Here is a 12,500-nt window from a genome sequence, read left to right on the forward strand (position 1 = left end):
ACGAACCACCGGAAGTCCTCCAGGGTCCCCAGGTCCGGGTGGACGGCGTCGTGCCCGCCCTCGGGGGAGCCGATCGCCCAGGGAACCCCGACGTCCTCCGTTCCGGCGCTCAGGGTGTTGTTGGGGCCTTTGCGGAAGGTGGTGCCGATGGGGTGGATGGGCGGGAGGTAGACGACGTCGAAGCCCATCTCCGCGATCGCCGGCAGCCGCCGGGCCGCTGTCCGGAACGTGCCGTGCGGGCGCTCGGGGGTGCCCTCGGAGCGTGGGAAGAACTCGTACCAGGAGCCGTACAGGGCCCGCTCGCGCTCGACGAGCAGCGGCAACGGCTCGGAGCAGGTGACCAGTTCCCGCAGCGGATACCGGGTCAGGATCTCGTCCACCTCGGCAGCCAGCGCGCTCGCCAGACGGGTGTGCAGGGGGAGAGTGTCGTCGCCCAGGGCCCGGGCCGCCGCCACGACCCGCTCGCGCTCCGGTCCCGCGGGCATCCGGGCGGCCGCGCGCGCGTACAACTCGGCGCCCTCCTCCAGCACCAGGCCGGTGTCGATGCCCGCCGGGATCTTCACCCGCGCGTGCCGCCGCCAGGTGGTGAGCGGGGCGCTCCAGGCCTCGACGTGATACGTCCACGGGCCCGGTTTCCCCTCGACGGTGACCTCGGCGCCCCAGCGGTCGGTACCGCGGACCAGCTCCCGCATCGGCGTCCAGGGACCGGGCCGGCCCTCGGGGTCGCACAGCACCACATTGGCGCCGACGGCGTCATGACCCTCGCGGAAGACGGTGGCGGTGACCGGGAAGGTCTCGCCGGGGACCGCCTTCGCCGGACGCCCGCCGCCGTCCACGGCCGGTTGCACGTCACGCACCGGAACACGGCCGATGGCCTCTGTCGCCTTCATGGGTCTCACCTCCGCCATGCGCGGAGCCGGGCCCGTGGCCCGGCTCCGCGGTCCGTAGTGCGCGGGCGGACCAGGTGTCCTCCCGCGGGGTCCGCCTGCGGATCACTGCCGCGCGGAACTCCGGTCCGAGGGCGGACCCCGCCGGACCTTCCCGCTCAGCTGGGCCCGCCCGCCCTGTTCCCGCAGATAGGTGACGAGGCTGGTGCGCAGATAGCGCTCGGCCGCGTCCACCGCCTCCCGGGCGCAGCGCTTGCCCATCAGCACACACAGCGTGTAGCCCGAGTCCTCGAAGGTGGACCGCACCTCGCGGTCCTGCGGCGAGGCGAGCATGACGCGCTCCCACGCCCGGTAGCGCCGCAGCTGCCGGGCCACCTCGGCCTTCGCGGGTAGCAGCATGGCCGTGTCGTTCCTTCCGACGCTCTCGAGTGGGCACGTGTCCCCGACGGTCGGGGAGCGTCCGGGCACGGAAGGGCACGGAGCCGTTACGGCGAATCGAGGCTTTCACTCATGGTGCACGGAGGACGACGGAGCGTCTTGTTGGATCTTCAACAACCTCATGCTTCTCTCAGGTTGCACGAATGGCGTAGCGACCGCACTGTGGGAGGTGACTCAGAAGCGATGAGTGCTCACGCTGAGCGTCCGGAACGGATTTCCGGAGGGGTGAGGGGAGCGGGAGCCGCGCCGGGTGAGGAGCCAGCGACAATGAAGACCGCAGTGCCCTGCTACTACCACCTCGACGTGGAGGTCAGCCCGGAACGGGTGGGACAGGTCAGCCGCATCTTGGCCGCCCATCTGCGCTACTGGGATCTCGACAACCTCGTGGACCCCGTCTGCCGCGGTGCCGAACTGCTGCTGACCGCCATCTACCAGCACGCGACGGACAAGCACACGTCCATCGAGATGTGGTGGAACGGGCAGCACCTCATCACCGCCATCGGTGACGACGACCGTGATCTGCGCCCCGATCAGGACCTGCGGTCGTGCCTGGCGCACCTCGCCGCCACCAGCGACGGCTGGGGGTGCTGTGCCCCGGAGACCGGCAGCAAGATCATCTGGTTCTCGCAGCGAGCCCGGTCCGGTGAGCGCGTCCCGCTGGTCAAGACCGCGCCGGCGCCCAGCCTGCGCCGGACGCTCCGGGTGCCCCGCGCCGTCCCCGTCGCCCAATTGGCCGCATCCGCCGAAGGCGTCCTGGAGGGCGCCCGGTGACGGCTCGGAAGTCCCGGAAAGGGGTGCCCGTGTGGAGCGGGCACCCCTACCCGTTGGGTGCCTCCTTCGACGGACAGGGCACCAACTTCGCCCTGTTCAGCGAGGTCGCCGAGCGGGTCGAGCTGGTCCTGGTGAACGAAGCCGGCACCCAGCGGCCGGTGCCGATGACCGAGGTCGACGGCTTCGTGTGGCACGCCTACCTGCCCGGCGTCGGGCCCGGGCAGCGCTACGGCTACCGGGTGACCGGCCCCTGGGACCCGGAGGTCGGCCACCGGTGCAATCCGGCGAAGCTGCTCCTGGACCCGTACGCCCGGGCGGTCGACGGCCAGATCGACAACCACGCGTCCCTGTACGAGCGCACACCGGGCGGGCCGGCCCCGGCCGACAGCGCCGGGCACTCCATGCTCGGCGTGGTCACCGACCCCTACTTCGACTGGGGCGACGACCGCCCGCCCCGGCGGGCCTACTCCGACTCGGTGATCTACGAGGCCCATGTCCGCGGTCTCACCCGCACCCATCCGGAGGTGCCCGAACGGCTCCGGGGCAGCTACGCCGGTCTCGCACACCCGGCGGTCATCGAGCACCTGACCTCGCTCGGCGTCACGGCGGTCGAGCTGATGCCGGTCCACCAGTTCGTGCAGGACGGGGTGTTGCAGGACCGGGGCCTGTCCAACTACTGGGGCTACAACACCATCGGCTTCTTCGCCCCGCACCACGCCTACGCCGCCTTCGGCAGCCGGGGCCAGCAGGTCAACGAGTTCAAGGCGATGGTCAAGGCGCTGCACGCGGCCGGCCTCGAGGTGATCCTCGACGTGGTCTACAACCACACCGCCGAGGGCAACGAGATGGGCCCCACGCTGTCCTTCCGGGGCATCGACAACGCCTCCTACTACCGGCTGGTCGACGGCGACTGGGCGCACTACTACGACACCACCGGCACCGGCAACAGCCTGCTGATGCGCCACCCCTACGTCCTCCAGCTGATCATGGACTCGCTGCGGTACTGGGTGACCGAGATGCATGTCGACGGCTTCCGCTTCGACCTCGCGGCCACCCTGGCGCGGCAGTTCCACGAGGTGGACCGGCTTTCGGCGTTCTTCGACCTGATCCAGCAGGACCCGGTGATCAGCCGGGTGAAGCTCATCGCCGAGCCCTGGGACGTAGGGGAGGGTGGCTACCAGGTCGGCAACTTCCCGCCGCTGTGGTCGGAGTGGAACGGCAAGTACCGGGACGCCGTACGGGACTTCTGGCGGGCCGAGCCGGGTTCGCTCGGCGAGTTCGCCTCCCGGCTCACCGGCTCCTCCGACCTGTACCAGCACCGGGGGCGCCGACCGCGCGCGAGCGTCAACTTCGTCACCGCGCACGACGGTTTCACCCTGCGCGACCTGGTGTCGTACAACGACAAGCACAACCAGGCCAACGGAGAGAACAACCGGGACGGCGAGAGCCACAACCGGTCCTGGAACTGCGGCGCCGAGGGCGACACCAAGGACCCGGCCGTCCTCGAACTCCGGGCCCGTCAGCAGCGCAACTTCCTCGCCACCCTGTTGCTGTCCCAGGGCATCCCGATGCTCAGCCACGGCGACGAACTCGGCCGCACCCAGGGCGGCAACAACAACGCCTACTGCCAGGACAACGAGGTCTCCTGGACCGACTGGGAACTCACCGAGGAACAGCGGACCCTCAGCGACTTCAGCCGGTACGTCATCGGGCTGCGCGCCGCCCACCCGGTGCTGCGCCGGCGCGGCTTCTTCCGCGGCGAGACCGCCGTGCACCGCGGACAGCCGCTGCCCGACCTGGTCTGGCTGCTGCCCGACGCCAGTGAGATGACCGACCGGGACTGGCAGCGTCCCGACGCGCACTCGGTCGGTGTCTTCCTCAACGGCGACGCCATCGCCGAACGCGACCCCTACGGCCGGCGCCTGGTCGACGACTCGTTCCTGCTGCTCCTCAACAGCTTCTGGGAACCGGTCGACTTCCGGCTGCCCGACGACTCCTACGGCGAGCGCTGGACGGCCCTCATCGACACCGCCGAACCCGACGGCATCCCCGACGAACGCGAGCGCAAGGCGGGGACCAGGCTGCGTGCCGAGGCCCGCAGTCTGGTCCTGCTGTCCCGGCCCTCCCGGGGCAAGGACTGAGGAACCGGAGGGCTCAGGGGAGCAAGGGGCGCGCGGTCACGGTGAACTGTGCCCCGTCCGGGTCGCGCAGGATGGCCTCGGTGTCCTTCTCCTGCAGGACGCTGCCGCCGTGCTTCTCGGCCGCCCTGGCACACTCGCCGACGTCGTTGGCCGCGAAGTGGATCTGCCAGTGCGGCCGTACCGTCGGATCGGGGGCCGCCTCCACCGCCCCGGAGTCGATCCGGGCCACGGCATCGCCCCGGCTGCGCAGTACGACCTCGCCGCCGTCGTACTCGACCTCGCAGCAGCCCTGTTTGTCGGAGGCCCAGCCGAGCACCTCGCCGTAGAAGATCGCAGAGTCGAAGGCGTTGCGGGTGTGCAGGCGGATGAAGGTGGGTGCGGCCTGCCGCCAGATCTCCCAGTTGGAGACCAGCTGGCCCTCCCAGATGCCGAAGATCGCCCCGTCCCGGTCCGCGAGCAGCGCCGCACGGCCGGGCGGGAAGGACAGCGGCCCCACCGCCGGCGTGCCGCCGCGCTCACGGGCCCGGGCCACCGCCTCATCCGCGTTCTCGACGGCGAAGTACGGCGTCCAGGCCACCGCCATCTGCCACATCGCGGCGACCGCGGCGATGCCCGCGACCGGCACCCCGTCCGCCAGGGCGATCCGGAAGTGGTCGCCGAGCCGGACACTGCGCCATCGCCAGCCGAGCACGGCGCTGTAGAAGTCCTCGGTCGTCTGCAGGTCGCGGCTGGTCAGGCTCACCCAGCACGGGGCGCCGAAGACCGAGTGCGTGGAGACGATGTCTCGCTGCTTCTTCACGGGGCCGGGGGCAGGCGTGTCGTTGTTCATGGCACTCGCGTCCTGGGGTCGGGGCCGGCGGGGGAACCGGTCTGACACCAGTCTCCAACCGGAAGCGGCCGGGGTGCCTGCCGAGTACCCCGGTGGCACTCCGCCAGGCGAGTGACGACGATGGGGGAGTGAGCGAGAGCGAGGCGGACTCGGTCCTCCACCTCCAGGAGGAGATCGACCAGCTCAAGGAAGCCGTCGCCTCCCATGCCGTGGTGGACCAGGCGATCGGGATGGTGGTCGCGCTCGGCCGGGTCACCCCCGACGAGGGGTGGGAGGTGCTCAAGGAGGTCTCCCAGCACACCAACATCAAGCTCCGCAACATCGCGGAGCTGATTCTCCTCTGGGGGCGCACCGGGGACATGCCCGCCGAGATCCGTGCCGAACTGGAGGACGCGCTCGACCGGTACGGGCCTGCGCAGATCCCCGGTGCACCGCCCGGGTGAGACTCAGCCCGCCTCGGCGAGCAGCTCCTCGCGCAGCCGCTCGAAGCAGGCGGTGAGCAGACGGGACACGTGCATCTGCGACACGCCCAGCTGCTCGGCGATCCGGCTCTGCGTCATCCCGCGGAAGAACCGCAGGTAGAGGATGAGCCGGTCGCGCTCGGGAAGGCTCTGCAGGCAGGGCTCGGCCGCGGTGCGGTCGACGACCAGGTCGTAGCCGGGGTCGGGGCCGCCCAGCGTGTCGCCGAGCGCGTAGCCGTCGGTGCCGGACACCTCGGCGTCCAGCGACAGCGCCGAGAAGCAGTCCAGAGCCTCCATCCCGGTCCGCACCTCGCTCTCGGTGAGCTGGGCCCGCTCCGCGATCTCGGCGACGGTGGGCACGCCGCCCGGGGAGGTCTGGTCGAGCTCCTTGAGGGCGACCCGGACCCGGTTGCGCAGCTCCTGGACCCGGCGCGGCACGTGCAGGGTCCACATGTGGTCACGGAAGTGGCGCTTGATCTCGCCGGTGATCGTCGGCACGGCGTACGCCTCGAAGGCCCGCCCGCGCGCCGGGTCGTAGTGGTCGACGGCCTTGACCAGCCCCAGTGCGGCGACCTGGCAGAGGTCCTCCAGGGCCTCCCCGCGGCCGCGGAACCGTACGGCGATCCGCTCGGCCATGGGCAGCCAGAGCTCGACCAGTTCGTCCCGCAGGGCCCGGCGCTCCGGGCCCTCGGGCAGCCCGGCCAGCCGCACGAAGTCCGCTGCCGTGTCGGGGGCGTCGTCGTGTGGATGGGGCTTGGTGGTGGCGGTGGTGGCACGCATGGGGCGCACCTCCCTCAACGGGTGCTGTGTGGACGGACACCGTGGGAGGAACGCACCTCGGACCCCGGGGAGAACACGGGGGGCACCGGCGGAAGGCGGCTCCCACGCACGTGCCTCCGGTCCGAAGCACTGAACAGCGAATGCCCTGAATGGGGTAAACCCAAACAATTCATCCGAAAGGGTGAGGTTATTCTCACTTCTTCGCGCCCTGGCTCTTGACCGTTCCTTGGGTGGGATTACCTCTGTAGCAGAGGTAATCTTCCAGGTGTGAAATCGGAGACCTTCCCGGAAGAGCTGGCCGACGCGCTCGTCGGGATCCAGCGGCTGGTCCGCCGCCGACTACGCCGCGGGCTCGCGCTGCCCCGGCTGCGCGGTGCCGAGGTGGAGCTGCTGCGCCTGGTCGAGTCGCGGCCCGGGATCGGCATCTCGGACGCGGCCAAGGAGCTGTACCTGGCGAGCAACTCGGTGTCGACCCTCGTCAACCAGCTGGCCAAGGACGGCTACCTGCTCCGCGAGACCGACCCCGCCGACCGCCGGGCCGCCCGGCTGCTGCTGACCGAGGCCGCCGAGAAGCGGCTCGCCGACTGGCAGCGGCGCCGTGCGGACCTCGTCGTGAGCCATGTGTCGCGGCTCGACGAGGCGGACCGGGCGGCGCTCGAGGCCGCGCTTCCGGCGCTGCGCAAGCTGGCCGTCACCCTGCACGAGGAGGCCGAGGAATCATGACGTCGGACACCGCCGCAGTCGCCTGCACAGGGCTCTCCTACACCTTCGGGGAGACCAGGGCCGTGGACGGGCTCGACCTGACCGTCGGCGCGGGTGAGGTCTTCGGACTGCTCGGCCCCAACGGCGCCGGCAAGACCACCGCCATCCGCTGCATCACCACCCTGCTTCCGGTCCCCGCCGGGATGGTCCGCGTCTTCGGTCATGACACCGGCCGGGAGCGGATGGCCGTCCGCAGACTGCTCGGCTACGTCCCGCAGCAGCTGTCCGCCGACAGCGGGCTCACCGGACGCGAGAACGTCGCCCTGTTCGCCCGGGTCTTCGACGTCTCCCGGCGCGAGCGCGCCGAGCGGGTCGCGCAGGCGCTGGAGGCCGTCGACCTCGCCGACGCCGCCGACCGGCTCGCCGGCACCTACTCCGGCGGTATGGTCCGCCGGCTGGAACTGGCCCAGGCCCTGGTCAGCGCGCCGCGGCTGCTGATCCTCGACGAGCCGACCATCGGCCTCGACCCGATCGCCCGCACCAGCGTGTGGGACCAGATCAACGCCGTGCGCGAAGCCACCGGCATGACCGTCCTGGTCACCACCCACTACATGGACGAGGCCGACCAGCACTGCGGCCGGGTCGGGCTGATGCACCGGGGCCGGATCCGCGCCCTAGGCACCCCCGACGAGCTCAGGCGCGGCCTCGCCGAACGCCGGGGCACCGACACCCTGCCCACCCTCGAAGACGTCTTCCGCGACGTGGCCGGCAGCGGCCTCGACGACCAGTCAGGAGGTTTCCGCGATGTCCGAAGCACCCGCCGCACCGCGAAGCGCGTCGGCTGAGCGCACGGCGGCGGCATCCCTGCTGCTGACGCCGCCCCAGCCGCGCTCCGGGTGGCGGCTGCTGCCGGCCCGGGTCGTCGCCATGTGCGCCGTCGAGCTGCAGAAGCTCCGCCACGACCGCACCGAGCTCTACACCCGGGCGATACAGCCGGCCCTGTGGCTGCTGATCTTCGGTCAGACCTTCACCCGGATCAAGGCGATACCCACCGGCGGCATCCCCTACATCGACTACCTCGCGCCCGGCATCATCGCCCAGTCCGCGATGTTCATCGCCATCTTCTACGGCATCCAGATCATCTGGGAGCGCGACGCCGGCATCCTCAACAAGCTCCTCGTCACCCCCACCCCGCGCTCGGCCCTCATCACCGGCAAGGCCTTCGCGGCCGGGGTGAAGTCCCTGATCCAGGCGGTCGTGGTGATCGTCATCGCCGCGATCCTCGGGGTCTCGCTCACCTGGAACCCGCTGAAGCTGCTCGGGGTCGGGCTGGCCGTCGTCCTCGCCTCCGCGTTCTTCTCCTGCCTGTCGATGAGCATCGCGGGCATCGTCCTCAGCCGCGACCGGCTGATGGGCATCGGGCAGGCGATCACCATGCCGCTGTTCTTCGGCTCCAACGCTCTCTACCCGGTGGCGATCATGCCCGGGTGGCTCCAGGTGGTCAGCAAGATCAACCCGCTGAGCTACCAGGTCGACGCCCTGCGCGGGCTGCTGCTCGGCACGCCCTCGCACCTCGGCCTCGACTTCGGCGTGCTGGCGGTCGCCGCCGCCCTCGGCATCACCGCTGCCTCCTCGCTGCTCGGCCGGCTGGCCCGCTGAGCCGGTCGCAGGCGGGACGGACGCCGACGTGATGTGCGGCACGCGGCCGCGACCCGCCCCGGACCCCGGGGCGGGATAACCGCTGCGCAACGCTTGATCAGCGATCAAAGCGGGCGAACCCCCTGGCCACAGTGCATTCCGCTCATTTGACAGTGCGCTGAGCGCACAGATAAACAGCGGGGGTCGAGAGGGGCACTGTGTACGAGCCGAACGTGGTCGGGGACTGGCACGAGTACGACGAGCATGCCGGTCTGCGGGTCCGCGTCCACCGCCTGGAGGAGTCCGAGCCGCCACGCGGCCGGGACGACGCCGCGGCCGGGCTGACGTACTTCAGTGCCCGGGTGACCATCGAGAACCGTGGCTCCCGCCACCTCGGCGTCCAGCTGGAGGACGGCCAGATCGACGTCCGGGTCGGCCCCGACGGCGAGGGCGCCTTCATCGACTGGCGCAACTCCGAGTTCATCGAGGGCTTCGACGTCTACCCGCTGCGCCGCGTCACCGCCGTCCTCTACGCCGCCGGCCCGGAGGCCGCTCTGACCCAGGTGGACATCCAGGTCCACCTGCGTGTCGACGAGGAGTGGACGGAACGCCGGCTGTGGGCGGGCGGCATCGGCGTGCTGGAGTCGACCACCGCCACGGCCTGCCAGAGCGCCGCACCGGGCAGCCTGGCCCACCAGGTGACCGCCTTCCTCAAGGACCAGACGGAACCGGGCCCCACCGCTTCCTGAGCAGGCCGGGTGAAGTCCGCATGCTGTTCGGCGGCGCCTCGAAGGGGCGCGGGGCTGTATCCGATTTGCGGCTACCGCCCCGCGGGCGCGACCAGCCACGACGGCGCCGCGGACGAACGACGACACATCCCGGCGCTACCAGCGCAGCGCCTAGTGCGGGATGCCGTCGATGATCTCGCGGGCGCCCTGGCGCAGCAGGGCCACGGCGACCGAGGTGCCGAGCGTGGCCGGGTCGAGCCGGCCCGCCCACTCGTGCGCGTTCAGCCGGGTCTTGCCGTCCGGAGTGAACACACAGGCGCGCAGTGACAGTTCGCCGCCGCCGTCGACCCGGGCGTATCCGGCGATGGGGCTGTTGCAGTGCCCCTGGAGGACGTGCAGGAACATCCGCTCGGCGGTGGCCTCCCGGTAGGTGTCCGGGTCACCGAGCCCGCTCACCACGTCGATCAGGTCGGTGTCGCCCTCCCGGCACTGCAGCGCGAGGATGCCCGCGCCGATGGGCGGCATCATCGTCTCCGGGTCCAGCACCTCGGTGATCACGTCCGTGCGGTCGATCCGCTCCAGGCCCGCCGCCGCGAGCAGCAGCGCGTCGGCGTCCCCGGCGGCGAGCTTCTCCAGGCGCCGGTTGGCGTTGCCCCGGAACGGCACGCACTCCAGGTGCGGGTGGGTGGCGGCCAGCTGGGCGATCCGGCGGACCGAGGAGGTGCCGATCCGGGTACCCGGCGGCAGCTCGTCCAGCGTCAGGCCGCCAGGGTGGACCAGAGCGTCACGGATGTCGTCCCGCTTCAGGAACGCCGCGAACACGGTCCCGGCGGGCAGCGGCCGGTCCGCCGGCACGTCCTTCACACAGTGCACGGCGAGATCCGCCTTGCCGGCCAGCAGCGCGGCGTCCACCTCCTTGGTGAACGCCCCCTTCCCCTCCACCTGGGACAGGTCGCCCAGCCACTTGTCGCCGGTCGTCTTGACCGGCACGACCTCGGTGCGCACCTGCGGATGAAGGGCGGCCAACTCGGCCCGGACACGGGCCACCTGAGCGAGCGCCATCGGAGAGTCGCGGGAGACGATACGGATCAACTCTGGCACGGACATGGGGACACGATAGACCTTCGTGCCGACCACGGATTCCGACATGCTGTCGGCCGCCGCGCACGGCCACCGCGGCCGGGTCGAAGGTGATTCCCGACGGCTTCGCCGAGCTGAGGTGGGAGGCGAAACTCGCGTCCTTGAGGCCGAAGTTGGCGCTGCCGAAGTCGTAGGCGCTCAGCTTGTCGCGCAGGCCTGCCGGATAGCCGTTCCAGCCGACCAGCGGCGGGTACTGCCAGGTGCCCTTGTGGTTCTCCGGCGGCTCGTCGTTGGAGTTGGCCAGCCGGAAGCAGTGCGTGCTGACGCCGTCCTTGTGATAGACGATCTTCGCGTGGGTGCCGTCGAAGCGGACCTCGGACGCCGCGTGCACGGTGAACGAGCCGTGGTTGGACGTCGACACGTACTTGATCTGGCCGCTCTGCACCCACACCACGACGTGTTCCCAGTCGTGCCGGTGCCCGCCGATGCTGCTGCCCGCGATCGCCTGGTCCTTCTCGAAGTACAGGCCGTACAGGTAGGCGCACCAGCCGCTGTTGCACTTGTAGCGCGAGTAGCTGTTGGTGTTGTCGAGGTCGGAGGCGTCCCGGCACGAACCGTTGAGCGCGCCGGTCGGGTTGAGGCCGCCGTTGACCGTGCCGTCGGGGCCTATCGCGGGCGTCGAATAGCAGCCGTCGGTGTCGTAGTCGAAGGCCGGCTGGTAGGTCTTCTCGACCGTCTCGGCGTTGGCGGGCAGCGCCTGCGGCGGGGCGGCGAAGGCGGCGGCGGGGAAGGCGACGACCAGGGCGGCGGCACCGGCGAGTCCGGTCAGCCATCTGCGGCGACCGATGCGGAACGTCCGTGACGACACGGGGGCCTCCAACTGCTGTGGGGGGGAAGGGACGTTCAGCTTCCCCTTCGGTCAAGACTTTGCCAAGACGGCCTGGGCGTCCCGCCGGTGAAGCCCCGCCCAACAGTCGGTCGGTGTGCGCTGGATCAGCGCCGGCGACGGTCAGTCGATGCCGGCCGGCAGGTCCGCCGCGGACTCCTCAGGCGTGAGGTCCGGGCGCAGCCGCAGCCAGGACGGCTGGCGCAGCAGTCCGGCCCGGGTACGGGTGCTGTAGTTGACCTCGCCGACCAGCCGGGGCAGCACCCAGTGCGCGCCCGGGACCGGCGGGACAGGGTCGAAGGGGCATGCGTCGGTTCCGGCGACCCGCAGCAGCGCGGCCAGTTCGGTCCGTTCCGCCTCGCTCCAGCCGGTGCCCACCCCGCCGACGTACCGCAGCCGTCCGTCGGCGGACCGCTGGCCGACCAGTACCGCGCCCGGCAGCCCGGTCAGCCGCCCCTTGCCCGGCAGCCAGCCGCCGACGATCACGTCCTCGGCGCGCATGTTCCGGATCTTGATCCAGGCGCGGGACCGCACCCCCGGCTCGTACAGCGAGTCCAGCCGCTTGCAGACCAGGCCCTCAAGGCCGTGCTCCCGGGTGGCCCGCAGCGCCTCGGCGCCGTGTCCGACGACGGCCCCGGGCGTCGACCAGTAGGGGCCGTCGAGTCCCAGCGACTCCAGCCGGGTCCGCCGCTGCGTGTAGGGCACCCGCAGCAGCGGGCCGCCCTCCAGGTGCAGCACGTCGAACAGCACCAGATGGACCGGGACCCGGGCCGCCATCCGCGCTGCCCGGGCCGGGGCGTGGGCCAGACCCATCCGGCTCTGCAGCAGTTGGAAGTCGGCGCGCCCGCGCTCGTCGAGGGCCAGCACCTCGCCGTCCAGGACCGCCGGAACCCTTCCCAGCATCCCGCCCAGCGGGCGCAGTTCGGGATACGCGGCGGTGATGTCCTCACCGGACCGGGCGCGCAGCTGCAGACCGCCGTCACCGGGCAGATAGACGACCGCGCGCTGGCCGTCCTGCTTGGTCTCGTACGCCCACCGGGCGTCCTGCGCGGCGGGCGGCAGCCTGCCGGGCGTGGCGAGCATGGGCGGGATCAGCGGCAGGGCGGTGGTCACGGCAGAAGATGTGAACCGTGTACGGCAGCGGCACGCGTCCCGTGGC

The 12,500-nt window shown here is 71.3% G+C and carries 13 protein-coding genes and 1 pseudogene; 7 read left to right on the forward strand and 7 right to left on the reverse strand.

Annotated elements, in window-relative coordinates:
- On the reverse strand, positions 1–890 hold an 890-nt coding region (locus ACWGJB_RS42225; protein ID WP_453385328.1), incomplete at its 3' end, for a maltotransferase domain-containing protein.
- 102 nt (positions 891–992) lie between these two features.
- Positions 993–1,286, reverse strand: coding sequence for a DUF5133 domain-containing protein (locus tag ACWGJB_RS42230; protein ID WP_360494053.1), 294 nt, complete (start codon positions 1,284–1,286; stop codon positions 993–995).
- Positions 1,287–1,592: 306 nt separating this feature from the next.
- Between ACWGJB_RS42230 and ACWGJB_RS42235 the strand changes: the two genes are divergently transcribed.
- Together ACWGJB_RS42235 and glgX are read left to right on the forward strand one after the other, a co-directional pair.
- A complete protein-coding gene (locus ACWGJB_RS42235) occupies positions 1,593–2,096 on the forward strand; it encodes a pep a2 (RefSeq protein ID WP_453385329.1) in 504 nt (167 codons plus the stop codon).
- A 23-nt stretch (positions 2,097–2,119) separates the two neighbouring features.
- On the forward strand, positions 2,120–4,237 hold the full coding sequence (glgX, locus tag ACWGJB_RS42240) for a glycogen debranching protein GlgX (protein ID WP_453385420.1): 2,118 nt from the start codon (positions 2,120–2,122) through the stop codon (positions 4,235–4,237).
- A 13-nt stretch (positions 4,238–4,250) separates the two neighbouring features.
- Here the strand turns inward: glgX and ACWGJB_RS42245 are convergent, their stop codons facing one another.
- On the reverse strand, positions 4,251–5,066 hold the full coding sequence (locus ACWGJB_RS42245) for a VOC family protein (RefSeq protein ID WP_453385330.1): 816 nt from the start codon (positions 5,064–5,066) through the stop codon (positions 4,251–4,253).
- A 128-nt stretch (positions 5,067–5,194) separates the two neighbouring features.
- Here ACWGJB_RS42245 and ACWGJB_RS42250 point away from each other — a divergent pair, with 128 nt between their 5' ends.
- A complete protein-coding gene (locus ACWGJB_RS42250; RefSeq protein ID WP_453385331.1) occupies positions 5,195–5,509 on the forward strand; it encodes an ANTAR domain-containing protein in 315 nt (104 codons plus the stop codon).
- A gap of 3 nt (positions 5,510–5,512) precedes the next feature.
- Here the strand turns inward: ACWGJB_RS42250 and ACWGJB_RS42255 are convergent, their stop codons facing one another.
- On the reverse strand, positions 5,513–6,307 hold the full coding sequence (locus tag ACWGJB_RS42255) for a SigB/SigF/SigG family RNA polymerase sigma factor (RefSeq protein WP_453385332.1): 795 nt from the start codon (positions 6,305–6,307) through the stop codon (positions 5,513–5,515).
- A gap of 267 nt (positions 6,308–6,574) precedes the next feature.
- Between ACWGJB_RS42255 and ACWGJB_RS42260 the strand changes: the two genes are divergently transcribed.
- The 4 genes from ACWGJB_RS42260 (at position 6,575) to ACWGJB_RS42275 (ending at position 9,396) form a co-directional block, all read left to right on the forward strand.
- Positions 6,575–7,030 (forward strand): MarR family winged helix-turn-helix transcriptional regulator, encoded by a 456-nt coding sequence (locus tag ACWGJB_RS42260; RefSeq protein ID WP_453385333.1) that lies wholly within the window; start codon positions 6,575–6,577, stop codon positions 7,028–7,030.
- Positions 7,027–7,854, forward strand: coding sequence for an ABC transporter ATP-binding protein (locus ACWGJB_RS42265; protein WP_453385334.1), 828 nt, complete (start codon positions 7,027–7,029; stop codon positions 7,852–7,854). Before ACWGJB_RS42260 ends, ACWGJB_RS42265 begins: the two co-directional genes overlap by 4 nt.
- Complete coding sequence (locus ACWGJB_RS42270) at positions 7,814–8,668, forward strand: ABC transporter permease (protein ID WP_453385335.1); 855 nt, start codon at positions 7,814–7,816, stop codon at positions 8,666–8,668. The genes ACWGJB_RS42265 and ACWGJB_RS42270 overlap by 41 nt, the downstream gene beginning before the upstream one ends.
- Positions 8,669–8,865: 197 nt before the next feature.
- Positions 8,866–9,396, forward strand: coding sequence for a hypothetical protein (locus tag ACWGJB_RS42275; RefSeq protein ID WP_453385336.1), 531 nt, complete (start codon positions 8,866–8,868; stop codon positions 9,394–9,396).
- 150 nt (positions 9,397–9,546) lie between these two features.
- On the opposite strand, the gene hemC is transcribed toward ACWGJB_RS42275, so the two are convergent.
- From hemC to ACWGJB_RS42290, 3 genes and pseudogenes are all read right to left on the reverse strand, one after another.
- Positions 9,547–10,482 carry a hydroxymethylbilane synthase gene (gene hemC / locus ACWGJB_RS42280; protein ID WP_453385337.1) on the reverse strand — a complete coding sequence of 312 codons (936 nt, stop codon included), beginning with the start codon at positions 10,480–10,482 and terminating at the stop codon, positions 9,547–9,549.
- Positions 10,483–10,549: 67 nt separating this feature from the next.
- Positions 10,550–11,323 (reverse strand): annotated as a pseudogene (locus ACWGJB_RS42285) (NPP1 family protein); the annotation flags it as partial.
- A 141-nt stretch (positions 11,324–11,464) separates the two neighbouring features.
- A complete protein-coding gene (locus tag ACWGJB_RS42290; protein WP_453385421.1) occupies positions 11,465–12,424 on the reverse strand; it encodes an ATP-dependent DNA ligase in 960 nt (319 codons plus the stop codon).
- Between the last annotated feature and the right edge of the window lie 76 nt (positions 12,425–12,500).

The organism is Streptomyces sp. NPDC054813 (assembly GCF_053611365.1).